The following is a 23,381-nucleotide window of genomic DNA, read 5'->3' as shown; positions in this document are numbered from 1 at the left end:
TCATCGTGCGACTCCCGTCGACTCGCTGACTCGACCGTCGACGATGTGGAGGGCGCGGTGGCACCGGGCGGCTACCGCATTGTCGTGAGTGACGACTACTACTGCAGCACCTCGGTAGGTGGCGGCGCCGACAAGCAGGTCGATCACCTGGGAGCCGGTAGCTGCGTCCAGAGCACCGGTTGGTTCGTCGGCGAACACCACCTGTGGTTCGCCAACCAGAGCACGGGCAATCGCGACTCGTTGTGCCTGACCGCCGGACAGTTCGCCCGGACGACGGCCGACCTCAGCGGCCAGGCCGACCTGGGCGAGCATGTTCCGCGCCCGGCCGATCGCGTCCCGTCGGCTCAGACCGTCCACCATCAGCGGGAGCGCGACGTTCTCGTCGGCGGGCAGTTCGGCGAGCAGCTGGTTGTCCTGGAACACGAACCCGAGCCGCCGCCGCCGCAGTACTGTCCGGGCCGCGTCGTTCAGCTGGTCTACTCGTTCACCGGCGAGCCACACCTCCCCCTGGTCCGGCGTGAGGATCCCGGCCAGCACATGCAGCAGGGTGGTCTTGCCGTTGCCGCTCGGGCCCATCACTGCGAGCGCCTCGCCGGACCGGACAGCAACGTCCACGCCGGCGAGGCCGACCACGCTGCCGTAGTACTTGACCAGGCCGTGACCGGAGAGCATGACCTGCGACTGGGGACTCTGGAAGTTCATAGCCCAGAGCCTTCCGCGTATGACGCCCGCGATCGTCGGCCCGCAGACCGGTCTTGCCCTCGCCTTCCGACGCCTTTCGGCAGGCCGGCGTACGACTCAAGTCGTACGTCAGGCCGGGAAGGCTGACGGATAGGCGTCGCGGTAGCTCGGGATCGTGCCGCCCGGGGTCTCCACCGACTCGGCGTTCAGCATCGCGTGCACGATCGCCCGCGACAGCGTGCGCGCACCGGCCGCGTAGAGCGTCTCGAGCTGCCCGAGCGCCATCGGATCGGTGACGCTCAGCCGGGGCCGATCGTCGTCGGCGACCCGGGTCGACACCGCGAAGATGCTGTCGCCGTCGACGAGCGTGTGGATCGGATCGATCGCCCGCGCCAGCCCGTCGTGCGCGACCATCGCCATCCGCTTCGTCGCCGCCTTGTCGAGCGGTACGTCGGTCGCCACCACGGCGATCACGGTGTTCATCGACGGCCCGGGGATCAGGTTCCTACCGGGCGCGGCGGGTGGCGGCGGCTCGACCGGCGTCCGCAGCTGGCTGAACTCGTCACCGATCCCGTAGCGCGCACCGTGCAGGTTGCCGTCGGCGTCGACCGTCGAGCCGGCCGCGTTGACGATCACGAGTACGCCGACCGTCGTGCCGTCGTCGAGCCGTACGCTGGCCGAGCCGACGCCGCCCTTCAACGAGCGGGCACGCGCGCCGGCCCCGGCGCCATGGTTGCCTAGGGCAACAGGTCCGTCGGTGGCGGCGGCGATCGCGTCCGCTCCCCAGGACGGCTCGGGCCGCGCCTTGAAGTCCCCGCCGCGGGCGAGGTCGAAGATCACCGCGGTCGGCACGATCGGCACCACGTCGTACTCCCCCTGGCCGACGCGGACGCCCTCACCGCGCTCCTCCAGCCAGCGCATCACACTGCCCGCGGTATCGAGACCGAACGCGCTCCCGCCGGTCAGCACGATCGCGTTCACGCCGCCGTTCGAGTTCACCGGCGAGAGCAGGTCGGTCTCACGGGTGCCGGGCGCTCCGCCGCGGACGTCGACGCCGGCGACGGCGGTCGTCGGCACGTGGATGACCGTCGTACCGGTCAGGTACGGCGCATCGACGCGCTCCACCTGACCGACAAGCACTCCGGGGACATCGGTGATCGCATTGTGCGGGCCAGGCTGCATGCTGCGGATCATAATCCTGTTGCGGTAATCGTTAGCGTGAAATGCATGAACACCGATCAGCTCTGTGGTCTGCTGGCCGAACCGTCGAGGTTGCGGACGTACTCCGCGATCGTCCTCGGCGCCTCCACTCCCGAGCAGGTTGCCGGGAGCACCGGACTCGCAGCACCCGTTGTGGTGAAGGCACTGCAGCGGCTGACCAAGGGCGGGCTGATCGAAGCCACCCGCGACGGGTTCACGGCGGACGACGCCGTGTTCAAGGACGCCGTCCGTGAGAGCCGCCCCGAGCGCGTGCCGCTCGACCCGGATCCGGACCGGGACAACGTGCTGAGGTCGTTCATCCGCGACGGGCGGCTCACGCACTTCCCGACGTACCCGGACAAGTATCAGGTCGTTCTCGAGCATCTGGTCCAGGCGTTCGAGGTCGGGCGGGCCTACCCCGAGGCCGAGGTCAACGAACTGCTGAACCGCTGGCACCCGGACCACGCCGCCCTTCGGCGAGGCCTGGTCGACGCGCAGTTGCTGCGCCGGGAGAACAGCATCTACACGCGCCAGGGCTGAGCGCCGGTCTCAGGTCAGGCGACGGGCCGGGGTGTCCTGTCGCGGCTTCTCGTTCGGAGCGATGCGGACGCGGGTGTCGAGGACGCAGGCGCCGTCGGCGGACACCAGGACCGAGCGCAGGTCGAGGCGGACGACCTCCTCGAGGTCCAGCGTGAGGCGCGAGACCCGGTGCAGCAGGTCCTCGATCGCGGAGATGTCGACCGGGTCCGAGCCGCGGTACCCGTACAGCAGCGGCGACGCCTTCACCTCGCGCACCATCTCGGCCGCGTCCCGCGTGGTCAGCGGCGGCATCCGGTACGACCTGTCGCCGAGCAGGTCCGTCGCCACCCCGGACAGCCCGAACGTGACGACGGGCCCGAACGACACGTCCTCGATCGTCGAGATCACCACCGGCACCCCCGGCGGCGCCATCTTCTGTACGACGAACTGCGCCCGCCCCGGATCCGACGCGACGCCGAACGTCTGGGTCATCTCCGCCCAGGCCGCCCGCATGTCCTCTTCGTCGTGGATGTGCCGCCAGATGTCGGCCAGGTCGGGCCGCATCCGCCACTGCTCCGCGGTCGCCTTGAGGATCACCTCGAACCCGAGGTCCGCGGCGCGGTCGACTGCCTCGTCCGCGCTCAGCACCGGGAACGCCGGCAGCACCGTGATGCCGTAGAAGCTCAACAGCCGCTGGCGGTCCGCCTCGTCGAGGTCAGCGCCACCGGGATGCCGCTGCAGGAACTCCGCGACGAAGTCCTCTCCCCCGGCGGTGTCCACCTCCGGCAGATCCGGGATCCGGCTGTCCGATCGCCTGCGCCACTCGCCGTACTGCGTTGCCTTCGCCAGCGCACCCACGGCGTACTGCGGGTTGAGGAACGACGGGATCGATCCGCGCGCGGCACCGCCGTCCTCATCGGGCACGCGTAGCTCGGCAGGCACGCTGCGGGAGGCGAGGAACGTCGACACCACCGGCTTGTCGGACCCGGCGGCAGCCGCGGCCAGCACCTGCGCGACCTCGGCGCCGTTGGACTGGACCGGCGGCGTGTAGATCACCACGATCGAGTGCACCTTGTCGTCGGCGAAGACCTCAGACAGGGCGACGCCGAAGTCCGAGGCGGTCGCGTCTGCGCTCAGGTTGTGCGGGTCGCCGGCTACTTCCAGGCCACAGCTCGCCATCGTGTCGAGCGCGAGCAGCGTGAGCGCGTCGGAGTTCGAGACGATCCCGACACGGCGGCCCTTCGGCAGCGGCTGGTGCGCGAGCAGCTGGGCGACGTCGAACAGCTCGCCCGTGGTGTCCACCCCGATCAGCCCGCTCTGCCGGAACATCGACTCGATGGTTGCTGGCGGCAACTTGCTGCGGCGGATCATCTGCCCGACCGGGACGCCCTGGGTGGCGCGGCCGGATTTGAGCGCGATCACTGGCTTCCGGCCGGCGAGCCGGCGAGCGACCCGGCTGAACTTGCGCGGGTTGCCGAGCGATTCGAGGTACAGCAGGACAACCTCGGTGGCCTCGTCGGAGTACCAGAACTGCATCAGGTCGTTGCCCGAGACATCGGCGCGGTTTCCGGCCGAGACGAAGCTCGACAGGCCCAGGCCGCGACCGACCATATCGGCCAGGATCGGTACGCCGAGCGCGCCGGACTGGCAGAAGAACGCGACCCGGCCCTTGCTCGGCATCAACGGCGAGAGCGTCGCGTTCAGCGAGACGCCGGCCGCGGTGTTGATCAGGCCGAGCGCGTTCGGGCCGATCACGCGCATGCCGTACGAGCGCGCCAGACCGACCAGATGCCGCTGCCGCTTCCGCCCTTCGTCACCGATCTCGGCGAAACCGCTCGACACCACGACCAGCCCGCGCACGCCCTTGGCCGCGCAGTCCAGGACGACGTCCGCGACCATCTCCGCCTTCACCGCGACGACGGCCAGATCGACGGTGTCCTCGACCTCGCGGATCGTCGGGTACGCCGGGACGCCCTCGATCTCGTCGGCTTTGGTATCGGTGTTGACGGCGTACAACCGGCCCGGGAAGCCGCCGTCGCGGAGGTTCCGGAGCAGCGCGTTGCCGATCGTGCCCTCACGCCGGCTCGCGCCGATCACAGCGACCGACGACGGGGTCAGCAGCCGCGCGATCGACAAAGCCTCGGACCGCTGCTCACGGGCCTGCATCACGCCGAACGACGTGTCGGTCGGCGCGATGTCGAACTCGACCATGATCACGCCGTCCTCGAACTCCCGGGCGACCTTGTAACCGGCCTCGGCGAAGACCGTGATCATCTTCCGGTTGTCCGGCAGCACCTCCGCGATGAACCGGTGGATGCCGTTCTCGCGGGCGGCCTGGGCGAGATGCTCGAGGAAGAGCTGCCCGAGGCCGCGGCCCTGGTGCGCGTCCTCGATCAGGAACGCGACCTCCGCCGTACTCCGTCCGGTCCGCTCGTACCGGCCGACGCCGATCATCTCGTCACCGACCGTGACGATCAGCGCGAGCCGGTCGTGGTAGTCGACCGTGGTGAATCGCGCGACGTCCCGTTCGGATAGCTGTGGGTACGGGGCGAAGAAGCGGTAGTACTTCGACTGCTCGGACACCCGGGCGTAGAACGCCACCAGCAGCTCGGCGTCGGAGGGCGTGATCGGGCGCAGATGCGCGGTGGCGCCGTCCCGCAGGACGACGTCCGCCTCGTACTCCGCCGGATAGCCGTCCGGCAGCTCGTGGTCATACTGGTCCGGCACCTGGCAAGCGTACTCAAACAGTCACCTCGGAGGTCGTGAATATTGGTCGAGCGGATCGCGCCGGTGCTGGTGTTCCTGATCGCCGTGACCGTCATCGCCGAGCTGGCCGACCAGGCCAAGGTGTTCGACGTCGCGGCGCGGGAGGCCGCGCACCTCGCCCGCGGCCGGGTCTGGCGGCTCTGGTTGCTGGTCGTCGCGCTCGCCACCGGGCTCACAATCGTGCTGTCGTTGGACACCTGTGCGGTGCTGCTGACGCCGGTCGTGCTGTCGATGGCCCGCCAGCTCGACATCCCGCCGAAGCTGTTCGCGTTCACCACGGTCTGGCTGGCCGGTACGGCGTCTTTGCTGCTGCCCGTGTCCAATCTCACGAACCTGCTCGCCCTCCATCAGTTCCGCCAGTTGGACACGTCCTTCATCTCGGTGAGCTGGCGTCCGGCGATCGCGTCGATCCTGATCACGGTCGTCGTACTCGCGGTTCTGTTCCACCCCGACCTGCGCCGGACGTACGCCGTACCGCCGACTCCGCCGGTCGAGGACAAGGTGCTGTTCTGGGGCGCGGCGGGCGTGTGTGTGCTGATGGGGCCCGCGTTCGTGTCCGGTGTCGAGGTGGCGTGGCCGGCGAGCATCGGGGCTCTGGTGCTGGTCGTTCTGTTCGCCATCCGGCGGCGCAGCGTGCTGCGGTGGTCGCTGGTCCCGTACAAGCTCGTCATCACGGTCGTGGTGCTGTTCACCGTCGTCGGGTTCCTCAGCGATCACGGGCTCGAGGATCTGCTCCGCCGGATCGCGGGGACCACGTCCGAGCTGCGGTTGAGCGCGACTGCTGCCGTCGGCGCGAACCTGTTCGACAACCTGCCGGCGTACCTCGCTATGGAGCCGGTCGCCTCCAACAGCCCGCACCGGATGATGGCGCTGCTGATCGGCGTCAACTGCGGGTGCATGCTCACTCTGTGGGGCTCGCTCGCGACGCTCCTCTGGCGAGCCCGCTGCGACGCCGCCCGCGTCGAGATCTCCTGGTGGTCGTTCCTGTGGCGCGGTCTCATCCTCACGCCGTTGGTCGTGGCGGGAGCTGTTCTGGCACTGAACGCGTGACGGAATGGGTAGTGTGCGCGACATGGCGACGGAGCAGAGCACCTCGGCGGTGACCCGGGAGTTCCGGGAGGCCCGGGACTTCCTGGTGGCGCATCGCGACGACTACGAGACGGCGTACCGGGACTTCAGTTGGCCGGCGTTGGAGCGGTTCAACTGGGCGCACGACTGGTTCGACGCGCTCGCCGTCGAGCAGCCTGAGGTGGCTGCGCTGACGATCGTCGAGGAGGACGGCCAGGTCAGCTCGCGGACCTACGCCGAGATGGCCGAGCGGTCCCGCCAGGTCGCCGGCTGGCTCACCGAGGCGGGCCTGGAGCCGGGCGATCGCGTGCTGATCGTCCTCGGCAACCAGGTCGAGCTCTGGGAAACGATGCTCGGCTGCATCCGGGCCGGCGCGGTGATGATCCCCGCGACCACCCTGCTCACCGACGCCGACCTCGCCGACCGCATCTCCCGCGGCAACGTCCGCGCCGTGGTCACGAGCGGCGCCGACGCCGGCCGGTACGCCGGGATCGCGGACCACTGCATCCGCGTCGCCGTCGGAGCTGAGGCCGAGGGCTGGCTGTCGTACGCCGACACCGAGAGCTACGACGGACCAGTACCTGAGGTCGACACGGCGGCCGACGACCCGCTCCTGCTGTACTTCACCTCCGGTACGACGAGTCAGCCGAAGCTGGTCGAGCACACGCAGGTCAGCTACCCGCTGGGCCACCTGTCGACGATGTACTGGATCGGTCTGCAGCCCGGCGACGTACACCTCAACGTGTCGTCACCCGGTTGGGCAAAGCACTCGTGGAGCAACGTGTTCGCGCCGTGGAACGCCGGTGCGACCGTCTTCCTCTACAACTACACGCGCTTCAACGCTGAGCGGATGCTCCAGGTGTTGCAGGAGTACGGCGTGACCACGTTCTGCGCGCCGCCGACGGTGTGGCGGATGCTGATCCAGGCCGACCTGTCCGCGGTCGACGTACAGATCCGCGAATGCATCTCGGCCGGTGAGCCGCTCAACCCCGAGGTGATCGAGCAGGTCCGCAACGCCTGGGACATCACCATCCGGGACGGATACGGCCAGACCGAGACCACCGCACAGATCGGCAACACCCCCGGTCAGCCGGTGAAGCTGGGCTCGATGGGCCGCCCGCTGCCCGGGTACAGCATCGCGCTGATCGATCCGGCCACCGACGTGATCGGCGACGACGGCGAGATCTGCATCGAACTGGCGCCTGCGCCGGTCCCGTTGATGCGCGGCTACCGCGACGCGGACGAGCTGACGGCCGAGGTGATGCGCAACGGGTTCTACCACACCGGCGACGTCGCGAGCCGGGACGCGGACGGCTACATCACGTACGTCGGACGCTCGGACGACGTCTTCAAGGCCAGCGACTACCGGATCTCGCCGTTCGAGCTGGAGTCGGTGCTGATCGAGCACCCCGCGGTCGCCGAGGCCGCCGTCGTACCGTCACCCGATCCGGTCCGTCTGGCAGTGCCGAAGGCGTACGTCGTCCTCGCCGCGGGACACGAGCCGTCGCGGGAGCTGGCCGGGGAGATCCTGGCGTTCTGCCGAGAGCACCTGGCGCCGTACAAGCGGATCCGGCGGCTCGAGTTCGCCGACCTGCCGAAGACGATCTCCGGCAAGATCCGCCGGGTCGAGCTCCGCGCCGACGAGGCCGCGAAGGTCGAGGGCGGCACCGGCAACACCTACGACGAGGCCGACTTCAAGTAGCCAGGGCGTACGGTTTCCTCATGAGCGACGACAAGAGCATCATCGGGCGGATCGACGATCTGGTTGCGGAGGAGAAGGACCTTCGGGCCAAGCACGCCGCCGGCACGATCAGTGACGCCGACGAGCATGCCCGGCTGAAGGCCGTCGAGGTCGAGCTGGACCAGTGCTGGGACCTGCTCCGGCAGCGGCGTGCACGGCGTGAGTTCGGTGAGAACCCCGACGACGCGCAGGCCCGTTCGGCCGACACCGTCGAGGGCTACCTCAACTAGAAGAGTCCGGTCCGAGACGGCCCCACTCGATGGCCGGGCAGTGGTTCATCACCATCGTGAGACCCGCTGCCGTCGTCCGCGCGTAGGCGTCCTGGTCGATCACGTCGAGCTGGAACCAGACCGCCCGGGCGTTGATTCCCACGGCCTGGTCGGCGATGTCGCCGGCCAGGTCGGAGTTGACGAACACGTCCACGCAGTCGACCGGGAACGGGATGTCGGCGAGCGTCGCGTACCCCTGCTCGCCGTGCACAGTCTCCGCGGACGGATGCACGGGCACGATCCGCTTCCCGTGATTCTGCAGGAACCGCGCCACGCCGTACGCCGCCCGGCTCGTGTTGTTCGACAGCCCGACCACGGCCCACGTGTCGCAGTCGGCCAGGATCTTGCGGATCGCCTCGTCCATCTTCAACCTCTCAAGTAGGTCAGCACCGCGGATACGCGCCGGTCCAACCCATCTTCCAACCGCAGCTTGGCGAAAATGTTTCCCACGTGCTTGCGGACCGCGGCCTCACTGACCACGAGCTGCTCCGCGATCGACGCGTTCACCCGGCCCTCGGCCATCAGCGCGAGCACCTCCAGCTCACGCGGCGTCAGCGCGGCCAGCGGCCCGTCGTTGCGCCGTCGCGCGAGCAGCTGACGGACGACCTCCGGGTCGACGACCGTCCCGCCGTTCGCGACCCGGTCCAGCGACTCGAGGAATTCGGTGACGTGCCCGACGCGATCCTTCAGCAGGTACCCGATCCCGCCGGTCGTTGTCTCCAGCAACGTCGAGAGGTACGCATCGGCGACGTACTGCGAGAGCACCAGGATCCCGATCGCCGGCAGCTCGGCCCGGATCGCCGCGGCCGCGCGCAGGCCCTCGTCGGAGTGCCCGGGCGGCATCCGTACGTCGGTGATCACCACGTCCGGCGGCTCCTTGCGTACGACGGCCAGCAGCGTGTCCGCGTCTCCGACCGTGTCCCGTACGTCGTGCCCGGCGCGATCCAGAATGCTGGCCAGGCCCTCCCGCAACAGCAGCGAGTCTTCGGCCAGCACAATGCTCAATCGCCTAGTCGGCACGGACACTCCATCCTCAATCGGGTCGGCCCACCAGGTGGGCTGTCGACGTCGAGTGTGCCGCCCAAGGCGTCCAATCGCGTCACCAGCCCGGTGAGTCCGGTCCCCGCACCGAGACGTGCGCCACCGATTCCGTCGTCCTGGATCGTGATGACGAGCCGCTCACGATCCACCCAGCCGGACACCTCGCACTTCGTCGCCTGTGCGTGCTTCGCGACGTTGGCGAGCGCTTCGGACACAACGAAGTACGCCGCGGCCTCGATCGGCGGCGGCAAGCGGGTCGTGGACAGCTGCACCGTCACCGGCAGCGGCATCCGGTCGGCCACCTCCCGTACCGCGGCCTCCAGTCCGTGATCGACGAGCACCCGCGGATGAATCCCCCGCACTGCTGCACGCAGGTCGGCCAGCGCAGCCTCCGCCTCGGAATGCGCCTTCACCACCAGCCGCCGTCCCTCGCCGTCGGGCAGATCCAGCTCGGCCAGCCCGAGCGTCATCGTCAGCCCGACCAGCCGCTGTTGTACGCCGTCGTGCAGGTGCCGCTCGATCCGCGCCCGCTCGGTCTCGAACGCGTCGACCAGATCGAGCCGCGAGCGCCGGAGCTCGGCGAGGTTGCGCTGCAGCTCCTCCTGCCGCGGTCCGAGCATGGCCTTCGCGAGCGAGGCCTCAGCGCCGGCGATGACCCCGAGCAGGTATGAGCTAAACACGTAGAACACCGGCCCGAACAGAATCAGGAAGATGAAGCCTTCCCTGGCCGAGTCGAGCGTCCAGGGCCCCATCCCCATCTCGTCGGTGTCGGCAATGACCGGAGCGGCGAGCGTGGTCAGCAGAACGGTCGCGCTGATACCTGCGAACAAGGCGCTCAGCGGCCAGATGAGGACGCCGAGCACGAACCCGTACCCGAGAGCCCGCATCGAGGCCTGCTCGCGCCGGCGGAAGGTCAGCCGCTGCTTGACCGACAATCCGAGCGGCAGCGGCGCGTGCGGGGTGCTGATGCCGTCCACCAGCATCAGCCCGGCCCGCCAGCGCTCGAGCCTGCCGATCGCGGCGCCGATGAGCGGGAACGCGGTCAGCATCAGGATGCCGATCAGGATCGGGCTGAGTACTGCGCTCAGCGCGGCCAGCCCGATCAGTACGCAGATCGCCAGCGCACCGGCCGGCACGGACGTGAAGAGGTAGGCGTAGCTACGCCACGGCCACGACGAGATCAGGTAACGCGGCGACGCCAACGCTGCCCAGGCCGTCTTAGGACTCTCCACGCGTTCAACCCTAGAGGGGGCTCAGCCCGCAGGACGGTAGCGTGCGCGCTACTCCAGGTCTCCATCCTGGGCCAGGGCTTCGCGACTGCTTCCGCGGTTGCCTGGTTCTATGACCGCTACCGCGCCTTCGTACCCGACCGTCGCGCCGATCGAGCCGCCTGCGCTGCTGCTGGACGGCATCACCAAGACGTACCGCTCCAAGGCCGGAGCGGTCGACGCGCTGCGCGGAGTGACGTACCACTTCGCCCGCGGCTCGTTCACCGCCGTGATGGGCCCGTCCGGTTCCGGCAAATCGACGCTGCTGCAATGCGCCGCCGGACTCGACCAGCCGACCACAGGCACCGTCGTACTCAACGGAGTGACGCTGAGTGGCCTGAGCGAGGTCGAGCTGACCAAACTGCGCCGGGCCGAGATGGGCTTCGTGTTCCAGGCGTACAACCTGCTGCCGTCGCTGACCGTCTACGACAACGTCGCACTGCCGCTCCGGTTGACCGGACGCCGGCCGTCGCGGACCGACGTACACCGGGTGCTCGACCAGGTCGGACTGGATGGCAAGGCGAAGCGGAGGCCCGCGGAGCTGTCCGGTGGTCAGCAGCAGCGGGTTGCGATCGCGCGTGCGCTGATCACCCAGCCGTCGGTGTTCTTCGCGGACGAACCGACCGGCGCGCTGGACGGCGGCACCAGCCGGCAGGTCCTCGGCCTGTTGCGAGAAGCGACCGACCGCGCCGGCCAGACCGTCGTCATGGTCACCCACGACCCGGTGGCCGCGGCGTACGCCGAGCGGGTGCTGTTCCTGTCGGACGGACTGCTCGCCGGGCACCTCGACCGCGCCACGCCGACGCAGATCGCCGCCGCCATGAGCGACCTGGAGCAGTGATGTTCTATCTGAGCCGGCAGACCGTCAGCCGCCACCGGTCGTTGTACGCCGGTTCGTTCGTCGCGCTCGCTGTCGGGGTGTTCCTGCTCGGGCTGGCGGCGACCGCGACGGCAGCCACCATCGCGTACCGCGGGCCGGCCGCGTCCGCCATCACCGTGACCACTCTGGGCGGTGACGGTGCTGCGCCTCGGCAGATCCGGGTGCCGTTCTCGGACGCCGATGTCTCGGGGCTTCAGGTCGTGCTCAACATGGTCGGCGCGATCAGCGGGTTCATCACGATCTTCGTGATCGCCAGCACGTTCGCGTTCGCGGTGGCCTCGCGGCGTCAGGAGATCGGACTGCTTCGGCTGATCGGTGCGACTCCGCGTCAGATCCGCCGGATGGTGCTCGGCGAGGCGCTGGTCGTCGCGCTGGCCGCCTCACTGACCGGTGCGCTCGCTGCTCAGCTCGCGACTCCCCTGCTGTTGGCCAAGGCGTCGTACACCGAGCTTGCGCCGGTGAAGCTCGAGCCGGCGTCGCCGTGGGTGCCGCTCGCGATCGCGGTCGCGGCCGGGCTGTTGGTCGCGATGCTCGGGGCGCGCTCGGCCGCCCGGCGGGCCGGTCGGGTCGGGCCGATCGATGCCATGCGGGAAGCTGCGCTGGAGCCGCCGCGGATCGGGCCGGTCAGGATCATCTTCGGCCTGTTGTTCATGGGCGGAGCGGTCACGATGCTGACGCTGATCCGGCCGTCGAGCGGCGACGGCGCCGTACCGCTGGCGATGTTCACGCCGATGGTGATGGTGATCGCGCTGACGCTGCTCGCGCCGCTCGTCGTACCTCTTGTCGGCCGGCTGTGGGCCCTGCCGCTGGTTGCGTGGACCCGCGTGTCCGGGCGCCTGGCCCGCTCCAACGTGCTGGCTGCGCCGCGCCGGAGCGCATCACTGGCTGCACCCATCCTCGCCATCTCGGCCGTGGCCGGCTCGATGGTCCTGAGCCTGAGCTTCGCCGCGGACAGTGCCGGGGCGACGATCCGTGACGCTGTCCGCGCACCGATTGTCGTCACCGGAGGAGCACCGGTGACCGGCCCAGGAGTGAAAGCGGTCGATGCCGGCGTTCCGCTGCAGATGGTGCGGATCGACCGGGATGATGCTGAGCTCGAGGACGTCGAGGGGATCGATCCGGCGGTCGCCACGCAGACCCGGGACCTCACTGCGCTGGCCGGAGATGTCCGCGACCTGTCCGGGAATACGGTTGCCATTAGCAAGGAAATGTCTGGGTTCGAGGGGTACGAGGTCGGCGACGAGATCCCGCTGGTGTTCGTCGATCGGACGCCGGTGAAGCTGCGGGTGGTGGCGATCGTGAAGGACGCCTTCGGCGTGAATCCGTCGTTGCTCGTCCCGCTCGACCTGGCGCGCAAGCATGCGCCGACGGCGGAGCCCGAGCGGCAGTTCGTGCTGCCCGCCGACGGCGTCGATCCCGCGAGCCTCGTGAAGCAGTTGCCGCATGCGCAGCTGGCCGCGGAGTGGGAGGCCGACCAGGCGGCCGGCGTACGGAAGGGGAACCAGCTCGGGCTGATCCTGCTGCTCGGTCCGGCCGGCCTGTACAGCGCGATCGCGATCGCCAACACGCTGCTGATGGGCAGTCTGCAGCGCAGGCACGAGTTCATCACCTCACGGCTGCTCGGCGCGACGCCGGCCCAGATCCGGCGGATGGTGCTGTGGGAGTCGTCGCTGGTCGGCGCGGTCGCGCTGAGTCTCGGTACGGCGATCACGGTGACGGTCGGGATCTTGATCCGGCACGCGATGAACGCGGGGCTGGCCGACGTACCGTTCACAGTTCCATGGGGTGTGCTGCTGGGCATCGGCGGACTTTGTCTGATCCTGGCGGTAGGGTCCGCTCTGGCCCCGACCACGTACATCCTGCGCCGGTCACAACCCTCCGCGGTAATGGAGTAGACCGGTACGGCGGAGATGATCGGCGCAAGGGTGGGTCGTGGCCGGGCAAATAGCCGTTGACCAGGGACAATGGGGTAGGGCGCCGGACCGTCGCGGCGTCGTACCGGTTTGATCGAGGAGCTCGTAGACCCGCATGGCACGCCGTACCAGCACCGCCGAACCCGAAGACTTCGAGGAGCGCATCCTCGACATCGACGTCTCCGACGAGATGCGTACCAGCTACCTGGAGTACGCCTACTCGGTCATTTACGCCCGGGCGCTGCCCGACGCGCGGGACGGGCTGAAACCGGTGCAGCGGCGGATCCTGTTCTCGATGGCGGAGAACAACATCCGCCCCGACCGCTCGCACGTGAAGTGCGCCCGCGTCGTCGGTGAGGTCATGGGTAAGTACCACCCGCACGGCGACGGCGCGATCTACGACGCCCTGGTCCGGACCGGTCAGTCCTGGTCGATGCGGGTGCCGCTGATCGACCCGCACGGCAACTTCGGCTCGCTCGACGACGGCCCGGCCGCGATGCGGTACACCGAGTGCCGGATGGCGCCGCCGGCGATGGCGATGACGGCCGGCCTGGACGAGAACGTCGTCGACTTCAAGCCGAACTACGACGGCCAGGAGGAAGAGCCGGGGGTGCTGCCGGCCGCCTTCCCGAACCTGCTGGTCAACGGCGCCACCGGGATCGCGGTCGGCATGGCCACCAACATGGCCCCGCACAACCTGGTCGAGGTGATCCAGGCGCTGCGGCACCTGATCAAGACGCCGACCGCCGATATCGACGACCTGATGCGGTTCGTGCCCGGGCCGGACCTGCCGACCGGCGGCAAGATCGTCGGCCTCGACGGCATCAAGGACGCGTACACGACCGGCCGCGGCAGCTTCAAGATGCGCGCCACCGCCCGGATCGAGAACGTCACCCCGCGCCGCAAGGGCATCGTGGTCACCGAACTGCCGTACGCCGTCGGCCCGGAGAAGGTGATCGAGAAGATCAAGACGCTGGTCCAGGCGAAGAAGCTGCAGGGCATCGCCGACGTCAAGGACCTGACCGACCGGACCCACGGCACCCAGCTGGTGATCGAGGTCAAGAACGGGTTCGTCCCCGAGGCGCTGCTTGAGCAGCTGTACAAGCTGACCCCGCTCGAGGACGCGTTCCACGTCAATAACGTCTGCCTGGTCGAGGGCCAGCCGCGCACACTCGGCCTGAAGCCCCTCCTCGAGGTCTACCTCGACCACCGGTACTCCGTGGTCCGCCGGCGCAGCGAGTTCCGCCGGAAGAAGGCACAGGACCGGCTGCACATCGTCGAGGGCATGCTGATCGCGATCCTCGACATCGACGAGGTCATCCAGATCATCCGCAGCAGCGACGACTCGGCCGCGGCGCGCTCCCGGCTGATCGAGATCTACGACCTGTCCGAGATCCAGGCGAACTACATCCTGGACATGCCGCTGCGCCGGCTGACGAAGTTCTCCAAGCTCGAGCTGGAGACCGAGAAGGGCGAGCTGGAGCGCGAGATCGAGGCGCTGTCCGCGATCATCGACGACCCGAAGCTGCTGCAGAAGACGGTGTCCGACGAGCTCGCGGAGATCGCGAAGACGTACGGCACGCCGCGACGGACAGTGCTGCTGGAGTCGTCCGGCGCGACCAAGACGGCCGCCGTGCCGCTCGAGGTCAGCGACGACCCGTGCTGGATCCTGATGAGCTCGACTGGGCTGCTGGCCCGGACGAACGGGGTCGAGCCGTTCGGCGGCGGCGAGGCTCGCGCGAAGCACGACGCGATCATCTCCGCGATCAAGAGCACGGCCCGCGGGCAGTACGGCCTGATCACCAGCGCCGGCCGGCTGATCCGGCTCGAGTCGCTCGACCTTCCCGCCGTACCGACGACCGCCGCAGCGCCGAACCTGCAGGGCGGCGCGCCGATCGCGGAGTTCGTGTCGCTGGAGCCGGGTGAGAAGGCGCTCGCGCTGACCACGATGGACCCGGAATCGGTCGGTGTCGCTCTCGGTACGACGGGCGGCGTGGTCAAGCGGGTCGTGCCGGACCACCTGAGCAACCGCGACTCGTGGGAGATCGTCGGGCTCAAGGACGGTGACGAGGTCATCGGCGCGGTCGAGCTGACCACGGGCGAAGAGGAGCTCTGCTTCATCACGTCCGACGCGCAACTGCTGCACTTCCCCGCGTCCGCAGTACGGCCGCAGGGACGGACCGCGGGCGGTATGGCCGGTGTCCGACTGGCCGCGAAGGCGAAGGTCGTGTTCTTCGGGGCGATGGACGCAGGCCGGGAGGCGCAGGTCGTCACGATCGCGGGCTCGTCGTCGGCCCTGCCGGGGACAGAGGTCGGCGCTGTGAAGGTGACGCCGTTCAGCGAATACCCGGGCAAGGGCCGCGGGACCGGCGGTGTTCGCTGCCAGCGGTTGCTGAAGGGTGAGGACGGGCTGCTGCTCGGCTTCATCGGCGTGGCGCCGGTGAAGGCCAGCGCGAGCAGTGGCGCACCGGTGGACCTGCCGCCGATCGACCCGCGCCGGGACGGTTCCGGCGTACCGGTCGCGCAGCCGATCGCTGCGTGCGCTGCTGATCTGGCAGGCTGACCCTCGTGAAGAGACTGCTCGCGCTCGGCGCGGTCGTGATACTTGCGCTGGCCGGATGCAGCGGCAAGAAGGACACCGGCGGGGGTGGGCAGTCCGGCGGGGACGCGGTCGCGCTGCTCACCGACGTCAAGAAGACGATCGACGACGCGGCCAGCGTGCACATCGTGCTCACCGGCCGCGATCTGCCCGACAACGCGCAGACGCTCGCCAGTGGTGATGGTGTCGCGACGCACGCCCCCGCGTTCAAGGGGAAGCTGACTGTGCGGTCGGCCGGTGCGCCGATCGACGCTCAGGTGGTCGCGGTCGGCAGCAAGGTGTACGCCAAGCTGTCGTTCACCCCCAGCTACATCGAGCTTCCGCCGTCCCAGCTGGCCTCGCTCGGCGCTCCTGACCCGGCGATCCTGCTCGACCCGGCGAAGGGCCTGACCGCGGTCCTGCCGACGCTGAAGGACCCGAAGATCAAGGGCGACACCCGCGAGGGCGCGAAGGTGCTGACCGAGGTCACCGGCTCGGTCCAGGGCAAGGACCTGCAAGGCATCTTCCCGAAGGCGCCCGCGGACCAGGACTTCCCGAGCACCTTCAAGATCGACCAGGACGCCAAGCAACTCGTCTCGGCCACCATCACCGGCCCGTTCTACTCCGGCGCCACCAGCAGCTACGACGTCACCCTCGACAAGTACGGCGAGAAGGTAGAGATCACCAAGCCGTGAGCGACAGCTCGGCGAGGACGCGACTGACGCTGGCGTCCATCGCGGTTGCCTTCGCGGCGGCGGACACGTACGTCGTCGTGCTGGCGCTGCCGAACATGATGGCCGGCGTCGGGCTGTCCGCGGACGAATTGCAGCGGGCGGCGCCGATCATCTCGGGCTTCCTGCTCGGGTACATCGCCGTACTGCCGTTGATCGGGCGGATCGCGGATGTCGTTGGGCGGACGCCGGTGCTCGTCGGGGCGCTGCTGCTGTTCGCGGTCGGGTCGCTGATCACGGCGGGTGCTTACGACCTGCCGTTGGTGGTAACCGGTCGGTTTCTTCAGGGGGTGGGCGGCGGTGGGCTCGTTCCTGCGACGCTCGCTCTTGTTGCGGATCTATGGCCGGCCGATCGGCGCGGTCTGCCGCTTGGTGTGGTCGGTGCGGTGCAGGAGCTTGGGGCGGTTCTTGGTCCGCTGCTGGGTGCCGCCGTACTCGCGGTGGCCGACTGGCGGTACATCTTCTGGCTCAATCTGACCGTCGCAGTCGTGCTCGCGCTGCTCCTCCGCGGTCGTCGATGGCCACCGCTTTCCGGTGTTGTCGGCTTACTGGCCTGTGTCGCTCTCGGGCTGACGCTGACGGCACCTGAGCGACTCGCGTCCGGTGTGACGCTCGGCCTGCCTTTCGTGCCCTTCACCGGAACCTCCAGGCTTCTCACGCCGATCGGCGTCGCCACGCTGGTTCTCGCGCTGATCTGGCTCGGCCTGGTGTTGTGGGGTGGGCGCGGCCACACCGCCAGTGTCTTGTCGCAGGTTGACCTTGTCGGCGCGCTACTGCTCGCACTCGCGCTGGCCGGGGTGGTGCTGGCGTTCGCGACTGCCGACCCCGAGCGTGAGCTGATGTCGCCGGCCGGTCCGTGGCTCCTCGTCGCGGCCGCTGTCTTCGCGGTGGCGTTCGCGCTGTGGCAGCGTCGTACGGCGGCAGCCATTGTCCCTCGTGGTCTGCTGCGTGCACGTCCTGCCTGGGGCTCGCTGGTGGTCAGCTTCCTCATCGGCTGCGCACTGATCGCGGCGCTGGTCGACGTACCGGTGTTTGCACGCACCACCCAAGGCGGCGGTCAGCTGGCGGCTGCGCTGGTGCTGGTGCGGTTCCTGATCGCTCTACCGGTCGGAGCGGTTGCCGGTGGGTGGCTCACCCGGCGCTACGGGCTCGGACTGATCGCCGGGGCCGGGCTCGGGTTGTCGGGTGCGATGTTCCTTGTCATGGCCTTCTGGAGTCGTACGGCGCTCGATCACTGGCCGGCGACCGTCGTACTGCTCGTCTGCGGATTCGGGTTCGGTCTAGCACTGTCACCTGTGAACACAGCCATGCTCGGCGCGACGCCCGCCGACACGCACGGCCTGGTGAGCGCGCTTGTGGTCGTCGCACGCATGGTCGGCATGCTCGTCGGCGTCTCCGCGCTGACAGCGATCGGGCTCCGCCGGTACTACGCCATTGCCGACGGCATCAAATCGCCGAACGAGCTGTGCCCGTCCTCCCCCGGCACCTGCCGCCCGTTCGTCGACGCGCTCCGCGACGCCGCTGTTTCACAAGTTCACGCGATCTTTGCCGGTGCGGCCGTGTGCGCGTTCCTGGCCGCGGCTCTCGCCGTACTGCTGCTCGGGCGACGTGGGCTAACGCACACATGATGATCATCATGAGGGACAGCTGTCTCACCTCGCGTACCGTGAGGGTGTGACCCCTGCGCCCGACGCTCCGTCGACCACGGCCCGGCCCGGCCTGTGTTCGACGTACTGCCGGGTACTGCGTGAGCCGCTCGCCGGCACCGCGGTCGTGGCCAAGGGATGGGTCGTTGTCGAGCAGCCGGGGCCGTGGGGTGCGAAGGCGCCGACGCAGAGTCACCTCGATCCGGAGTTCGGCGGGCCGTTCGACGACCAGTGCAAGAAGGCCGATGTACGGTTCGGGCTGATCCGGATGCCGGGGCGGCACGCCGACACGGTTGAGCGGTCGCACCAGGTGTTCGTCGCCTCGACCACGCCGGGCCTGAGCTGGCTGCTCGGCGGGCGGATCGCGGACGCCTCCGAGCTGGGCGACCTCGATCTCGATGCGGTCGCGCGCGGTGATCGCGCTGCGGTGATCGCCTCATTGCCCGGTCTCCTGCCCGTCGACGAGCCGGTCGTGCTCGTGTGTACGAACGGCAAGCGTGACGGATGCTGCGCGGTTCTCGGCCGGCCGCTGGTGTCAGGGCTCGCCGAACGGGCACCGGGACGCGTGTGGGAAGCCAACCATCTGGGCGGACACCGCTTCGCTCCGACTGCGACATACCTGCCCGCCGGCACGATGCACGGGCACCTGACCGTCGAGACGGCGGCCGAGGCGCTGGCCGCGGCCGATCGCGGCGAGACCATCACGACCGGGCTGCGCGGCCGGTCCACCTGGAGCAAGCGCGGTCAGGCGGCCGAGGTCGCCGTACGGGAGCTCACCGGCGAGCTTTCCCTGGATGCGTTGCGCGTCGTGGCCGAAGACGCTGAGACTGTGACCATCCAGCACCTCGACGGCCGGTCGTGGAGCGTCCCGGTCACCAGCGCGCTCGCTGATCCTCCCCGTCCGGACTCGTGTGGAAAGGAACCGTTCGCGATGTCGATCCTGCAAACCGGAACTCCAGTGTCAGGCGCGATCCGATGAGCGGCGGATTCGACGATCTGCTCGCCGCCAACGCGGAGTACGTCGCTGACTTCCACTACGGCGGTTTCGACGGGATCGCGCATGCCGGCATCGGCGTGGTCACCTGTATGGACTCCCGGATCCCGCCGTTGGAGATGCTCGGCCTCAAGCCGGGTGACGCGAAGGTACTGCGCTCCGCCGGCGGGCGGGTCACCGAGATCACGATGACCGGGCTGGTGCTCGGCGTCCAGCTGCTCGGTGTACGCCGGATCATGATCATCCCGCACACCCGCTGCGCGATGGCCGCGATGTCCGAGGACGACCTGCGCGCGAAGGTCGAGCAGGCCGCGGGCAAGCCGGCCGGCTACCTGCCGATCTCCGTCATCCCCGACCAGCTCGAGGCCCTCCGCCGCGACGTCGCCGCGGTCCGCGAACACCCCCTCATCGGCGACGACATCCTCGTCGGCGGCTTCATGTACGACGTAGACAACGGCCGCCTCACCCAGATCGACTGACCCGCAGCGCCGGAGGGCCACCTAGCTAGAGGAGGACGACTCTGCCGGTGTCGAGTTCGTAGTAGGCGGGGGCCAGGTGGAGTTTGCCGGACTTTTCCAGGGGACCTATGACGGGTGACTGGCGGAGTTTGGTGAGGGTGAGGGTGACGTTGGCTTGTACGGCGTTGGTGAGGCGGTCGCCGGATTTGCCTGCTACCTGGCGGACTGCTGGAGCGAGGGTGTCTACGAGGTAGTCGAGGCCTTTGGTGTGGGATGTGCGTTGGTCGGCGTCCAGAGCCTTGATGGTGGCGTCGAGGGCGCCGCAGCGCTGGTGGCCCAGGACCACGAGGAGTGGGGTGTGCAGCTCGGCGATGCCGAACTCGATGCTGCCGGTCACGGACTGGTCGAGCGCTCCACCGGCGCTTCGTACGACGACGAGATCGCCGAGACCCTGGTCGAAGACGAGCTCTATCGGCACGCGGGAGTCCACGCAGCCGAGGATCGTGGCGAACGGATGCTGGCCCTTGCTCACCGCCACGCGCCGCGCAATGCCTTCGTCCAGGTCCTGCTCCTGAGCCGCGACGAAGCGCGCATTCCCCACCATCAGCCGCTCGAGAGCTTGCTTGCCGTCGGCAACGGGTGCCTGGGTCGCACTCGGGACCTGCGTACCGGTGGAGAGTTCGGGGGCGCCTCCGGCGGTTCCTGCGCAGCCGGCGAGGGCTCCGGCGCCGAGAGCAGCCAGGCCGGCAGTCAGAGCCTGACGACGAGACGGATTGGTCAACGGAGAGCTCCTCACGCACGGACGGCGTGGGCGGTGCATCCCCCTGCCCCGAGCGGAGCGGTGGGCGGTGCATCTCCCCCCGCCCCGAGCGGAGCGAGGGGCGGGTTGTGCCGTCCTTTCGAAGGTAGCAGATTGCATACAGTCTGCAGTACCCACAATGTCTTCGAATCTCTCGGCTCCAGCCGGGAAATCTGATAGACACCCCGTATGAGACTCCGCCCCAGCTCATTCCACCGTTCCCTGCTCATCGGCGCCCTCGCGTTGACCGCCGTTCTCTCCGGCGCGCCCGTGGCCCAGGCCATGCCGACCACAGGCTGCCTGGATCAGTCGACCGCCGGGTCTGTCGAGGAGCAGCGACTCGACCGAGGTGTGGACGGTGGTCCGTCGGTGCCGGCCGAGATCCTGACGCGATCCGGCTTCGACCAGCAGGTTGAGCTCTTCAGCCGGCTCCTGTGCCACGTCCCCAGTCGTCAGGCCGCAGCGGCACTCGTGCGCACCCAGGGCGAGATTCTCTGGCGTACGGCGACGTACCGCGCGCAGCATCCTGTGCGCGGAGCCGACGCGCTGCCGGCAACCGACGACCGCGGCCTCTACTGGGCGCGGATCTCGATGGCGTTCGCCCTACGCCAATGGCAACCACGCTTCGGCCTCGGTACGACGGAACGCGCCGACCTGATCAAGTCGTTCGAGTACGCCTCGCGGGGCATCACGAGCACGCGCTTCACCCCAGGCGTGCGGAAGATCCTCGTTACCGGGTTCGACCCGTTCACCCTGGACGCGGACATCCGCATCGGCAATCCGTCCGGCGCGAACGCGCTCACGCTCGACGGTCAGCGCTGGACGGTGAACGGCAAGACGTACGAGATCCAGACTGTCGTCTTCCCGGTCCGCTACACAGACTTCGACGCGAGCATGGTCGAGAACGCCCTCGCGCCGCACTACCGCCCGGGCCCGCAGCACGCGGACCTCGTCATGACCGCGAGCCAAGGCCGCGTCGGCATCTTCGACCTCGAGGTCTTCAACGGCCGTCGCCGCTCGGTCAGCTCGATCGGCGACAACAACAACCTCTGGGGCGGCGGCACGATCAACGCACCGGTCGTCTCCCCCAGCATGCCGCCCGGCCCCGAGTTCATCACCTCTAGCCTCCCGCTCGCCCGCATGTCCCACGCCGACGTCATCCCGTTCCGGACCCGCGTCAACACGTCAGTCCTAGAGATCCCAGCCGGCCAGACCGAGCCTGTACGCCGCCCCGACGGCCCCACGCCCGGCTCGATCGCGTCCGAGGGCACCGGCGGCGGCTACCTCTCCAACGAGGTCGCCTACCGCAACACCCTCCAGCGCGACCTCCTCGACCCCTCAATGCCGGCCGGCCACCTGCACGTCCCCGTCCTGTCCTTCGACCCAGCCAACAAAACCGCAATCACCGACCCCACCTACGAAGCCAACCGCGAGTCCATCGTCAACGGCGCCCACGCGATCCTCCGCGCAGCGCTGGGCTAGGACAGAAAACTGATCATCGCCACGCTCGGCCTGATCACTATTCTGTCCATCAAATCGCCAGTATGTCGGCGGTTTGTACGGGTAGGCCTGTGTTGAAGGAGTGGTTGGCTGCTAGGCCGGTGACTAGGGCCAGGGTGGCTTGGCGGGCATCGGCTAGGTCGGCGGCTTCGGTTGGGTCGTTGTCCAGGAGGGCTGCGAGGACGCGAGCGTCGGCGCCGCCGTGGCCGGTGTGGTCGTGGGCTACGGTGTGGTCGATCGGTGGCTCCCAGAGGGGGCGCAGGGTGATTGACGTGCGTCCGGCGGTCGGTGCGGCCAGGTCGCCGTGGACCCAGCCTTTTGCCGATTCGACTCGTTGATTTGGGGCGGTAAATGTCGACTCTTCGACATTGAGTTCCAGCCGGCCGCGCGATCCGTTGAACATCACGCGGTAGCCCTCGGAGGGTGAGTACGCCGTCAGGTGGTACGTCATCGTCGCGCCGCTGTTGTAGGACACGAGCAGCGCCATGTCGTCCTCGATCGTCACGCCCGGCGCGAAGACGTTGCGATCGCGGTAGTAGCCGTCCTCCCCCTCGGCGTCCAGGTACAGCTCGCGGAGCGTCGCGTTGTCCGCGAGGTGCAGAGCGAACGGATCGTCAGCCGCAGCAGCGGATCCGTCGACACGGTCGTAGGGACGCGCATAACCGTGGGAATGCCCAGGCCCGTAGAACGCCAATTGCCCTTGCGCATAGACGATCCGGGGCTCCGCACCCAGCCACCAGTTCACGAGATCGAAGTGGTGACTGGCCTTGTGCACCATCAATCCACCGGAGTTCGCCTTGTCGCGATGCCAGCGGCGGAAGTAGTCCGCGCCGTGCGATACGTCGAGCATCCACTCGAAATGCACAGAGTGGATGTCCCCGATCGCACCCTCCGCCAGCAACGAGCGCACCCGTCGATGCACCGGGTTGAACCGGTAGTTGTACGCCACCGACAACGACCCGCCGGTCTCCTGCACCGCGGCCAGGATGCTCGTCGCCTTCGCCGCATCGGTCGTCATCGGCTTCTCGCTGATCACCCGTACGCCGGCCCGCAGCGCCGCCTCGATGTAGAGGTTGTGGGTCGCGTCCACGCTGGTGACGATCAACAGCTCGATCCGCTCGACCCGCAACATCTCCTCGAACCGCCCAGGCGGCCATTGATGCGCCGTACGACGGCCGGCCGCGAGCAGCATGCGGTTGTGGAAGGCCATCCGGACAGAATTCGGATCGCACAAGGCGACGACGTCGTACGCGTCTCGTTTGGCCAGGCCTTCGGTGAAGAGTTGAGCGCGGTTCCCGGTTCCGACGATTGCCGTCCGCACAGGCATGG

At 68.8% G+C, this 23,381-nt stretch carries 20 protein-coding genes; 12 read left to right on the top strand and 8 right to left on the bottom strand.

Translation table 11 applies throughout. The features are described 5' to 3' along the window. Positions 1–702 (bottom strand): ABC transporter ATP-binding protein, encoded by a 702-nt coding sequence (locus ACQPYH_RS21125; RefSeq protein WP_432893883.1) that lies wholly within the window; start codon positions 700–702, stop codon positions 1–3. A 108-nt stretch (positions 703–810) separates the two neighbouring features. Beyond that, positions 811–1,863 (bottom strand): P1 family peptidase, encoded by a 1,053-nt coding sequence (locus ACQPYH_RS21120; RefSeq protein ID WP_432893881.1) that lies wholly within the window; start codon positions 1,861–1,863, stop codon positions 811–813. A gap of 45 nt (positions 1,864–1,908) precedes the next feature. On the opposite strand from ACQPYH_RS21120, the gene ACQPYH_RS21115 reads away from it, so the two are divergent. Beyond that, on the top strand, positions 1,909–2,421 hold the full coding sequence (locus ACQPYH_RS21115) for a DUF2087 domain-containing protein (protein ID WP_432893879.1): 513 nt from the start codon (positions 1,909–1,911) through the stop codon (positions 2,419–2,421). A 9-nt stretch (positions 2,422–2,430) separates the two neighbouring features. Here the strand turns inward: ACQPYH_RS21115 and ACQPYH_RS21110 are convergent, their stop codons facing one another. Further along, positions 2,431–5,127: a GNAT family N-acetyltransferase gene (locus tag ACQPYH_RS21110; protein ID WP_432893877.1), complete on the bottom strand. Its 2,697-nt coding sequence runs from the start codon at positions 5,125–5,127 to the stop codon at positions 2,431–2,433. A 42-nt stretch (positions 5,128–5,169) separates the two neighbouring features. Between ACQPYH_RS21110 and ACQPYH_RS21105 the strand changes: the two genes are divergently transcribed. The 3 genes from ACQPYH_RS21105 to ACQPYH_RS21095 are packed head-to-tail and all read left to right on the top strand — an operon-like array spanning position 5,170 to position 8,205. Then, entirely contained in the window at positions 5,170–6,216 is a 1,047-nt protein-coding gene (locus tag ACQPYH_RS21105; RefSeq protein WP_432893875.1) for an SLC13 family permease, read from the top strand. A gap of 22 nt (positions 6,217–6,238) precedes the next feature. Continuing rightward, complete coding sequence (locus ACQPYH_RS21100; protein ID WP_432893873.1) at positions 6,239–7,936, top strand: AMP-binding protein; 1,698 nt, start codon at positions 6,239–6,241, stop codon at positions 7,934–7,936. A 20-nt stretch (positions 7,937–7,956) separates the two neighbouring features. Beyond that, entirely contained in the window at positions 7,957–8,205 is a 249-nt protein-coding gene (locus tag ACQPYH_RS21095; RefSeq protein ID WP_432893871.1) for a DUF2630 family protein, read from the top strand. Here the strand turns inward: ACQPYH_RS21095 and ACQPYH_RS21090 are convergent. Genes ACQPYH_RS21090 through ACQPYH_RS21080 form a run of 3 tightly spaced genes read right to left on the bottom strand, consistent with a single transcriptional unit; the run spans position 8,198 to position 10,517 of the window. Beyond that, the gene (locus tag ACQPYH_RS21090; protein ID WP_432893869.1) at positions 8,198–8,608 is read right to left on the bottom strand and encodes a CoA-binding protein; all 411 of its coding nucleotides are present in this window, start codon (positions 8,606–8,608) and stop codon (positions 8,198–8,200) included. The two genes, ACQPYH_RS21095 and ACQPYH_RS21090, sit on opposite strands and share 8 nt — an antisense overlap. 2 nt (positions 8,609–8,610) lie before the next feature. Next, on the bottom strand, positions 8,611–9,264 hold the full coding sequence (locus tag ACQPYH_RS21085; RefSeq protein ID WP_432893867.1) for a LuxR C-terminal-related transcriptional regulator: 654 nt from the start codon (positions 9,262–9,264) through the stop codon (positions 8,611–8,613). Continuing rightward, positions 9,246–10,517, bottom strand: a complete 1,272-nt coding sequence (locus ACQPYH_RS21080) for a sensor histidine kinase (protein ID WP_432893865.1) — start codon at positions 10,515–10,517, stop codon at positions 9,246–9,248. Before ACQPYH_RS21080 ends, ACQPYH_RS21085 begins: the two co-directional genes overlap by 19 nt. A 109-nt stretch (positions 10,518–10,626) precedes the next feature. On the opposite strand from ACQPYH_RS21080, the gene ACQPYH_RS21075 reads away from it, so the two are divergent. The 7 genes from ACQPYH_RS21075 (at position 10,627) to ACQPYH_RS21045 (ending at position 19,774) form a co-directional block, all read left to right on the top strand. Continuing rightward, complete coding sequence (locus tag ACQPYH_RS21075) at positions 10,627–11,394, top strand: ABC transporter ATP-binding protein (RefSeq protein WP_432893863.1); 768 nt, start codon at positions 10,627–10,629, stop codon at positions 11,392–11,394. Continuing rightward, entirely contained in the window at positions 11,394–13,328 is a 1,935-nt protein-coding gene (locus tag ACQPYH_RS21070; RefSeq protein ID WP_432893861.1) for an FtsX-like permease family protein, read from the top strand. Before ACQPYH_RS21075 ends, ACQPYH_RS21070 begins: the two co-directional genes overlap by 1 nt. Positions 13,329–13,461: 133 nt before the next feature. Next, a complete protein-coding gene (locus ACQPYH_RS21065; protein ID WP_432893859.1) occupies positions 13,462–15,909 on the top strand; it encodes a DNA gyrase/topoisomerase IV subunit A in 2,448 nt (815 codons plus the stop codon). A 5-nt stretch (positions 15,910–15,914) separates the two neighbouring features. Next, positions 15,915–16,619: an LppX_LprAFG lipoprotein gene (locus ACQPYH_RS21060; RefSeq protein WP_432893857.1), complete on the top strand. Its 705-nt coding sequence runs from the start codon at positions 15,915–15,917 to the stop codon at positions 16,617–16,619. Beyond that, positions 16,616–18,283 (top strand): MFS transporter, encoded by a 1,668-nt coding sequence (locus ACQPYH_RS21055; RefSeq protein ID WP_432893855.1) that lies wholly within the window; start codon positions 16,616–16,618, stop codon positions 18,281–18,283. Before ACQPYH_RS21060 ends, ACQPYH_RS21055 begins: the two co-directional genes overlap by 4 nt. A gap of 46 nt (positions 18,284–18,329) precedes the next feature. Then, the gene (locus ACQPYH_RS21050) at positions 18,330–19,280 is read left to right on the top strand and encodes a sucrase ferredoxin (protein WP_432893853.1); all 951 of its coding nucleotides are present in this window, start codon (positions 18,330–18,332) and stop codon (positions 19,278–19,280) included. Then, positions 19,277–19,774: a beta-class carbonic anhydrase gene (locus ACQPYH_RS21045; protein WP_432893851.1), complete on the top strand. Its 498-nt coding sequence runs from the start codon at positions 19,277–19,279 to the stop codon at positions 19,772–19,774. Before ACQPYH_RS21050 ends, ACQPYH_RS21045 begins: the two co-directional genes overlap by 4 nt. 25 nt (positions 19,775–19,799) lie before the next feature. Here the strand turns inward: ACQPYH_RS21045 and ACQPYH_RS21040 are convergent, their stop codons facing one another. Next, positions 19,800–20,534: a carbonic anhydrase gene (locus tag ACQPYH_RS21040; RefSeq protein ID WP_432893849.1), complete on the bottom strand. Its 735-nt coding sequence runs from the start codon at positions 20,532–20,534 to the stop codon at positions 19,800–19,802. Positions 20,535–20,741: 207 nt separating this feature from the next. Here ACQPYH_RS21040 and ACQPYH_RS21035 point away from each other — a divergent pair, with 207 nt between their 5' ends. Then, the gene (locus ACQPYH_RS21035; protein WP_432893847.1) at positions 20,742–22,034 is read left to right on the top strand and encodes a hypothetical protein; all 1,293 of its coding nucleotides are present in this window, start codon (positions 20,742–20,744) and stop codon (positions 22,032–22,034) included. A 49-nt stretch (positions 22,035–22,083) separates the two neighbouring features. On the opposite strand, the gene ACQPYH_RS21030 is transcribed toward ACQPYH_RS21035, so the two are convergent. Beyond that, positions 22,084–23,379, bottom strand: coding sequence for a Gfo/Idh/MocA family oxidoreductase (locus ACQPYH_RS21030; protein WP_432893845.1), 1,296 nt, complete (start codon positions 23,377–23,379; stop codon positions 22,084–22,086). Between the last annotated feature and the right edge of the window lie 2 nt (positions 23,380–23,381).

The organism is Kribbella sp. CA-245084 (assembly GCF_050942355.1).
Taxonomy (GTDB): domain Bacteria; phylum Actinomycetota; class Actinomycetes; order Propionibacteriales; family Kribbellaceae; genus Kribbella.
Note: the sequence above shows the minus strand (reverse complement) of the source record. Positions and strands in the feature narration are given on the sequence as shown.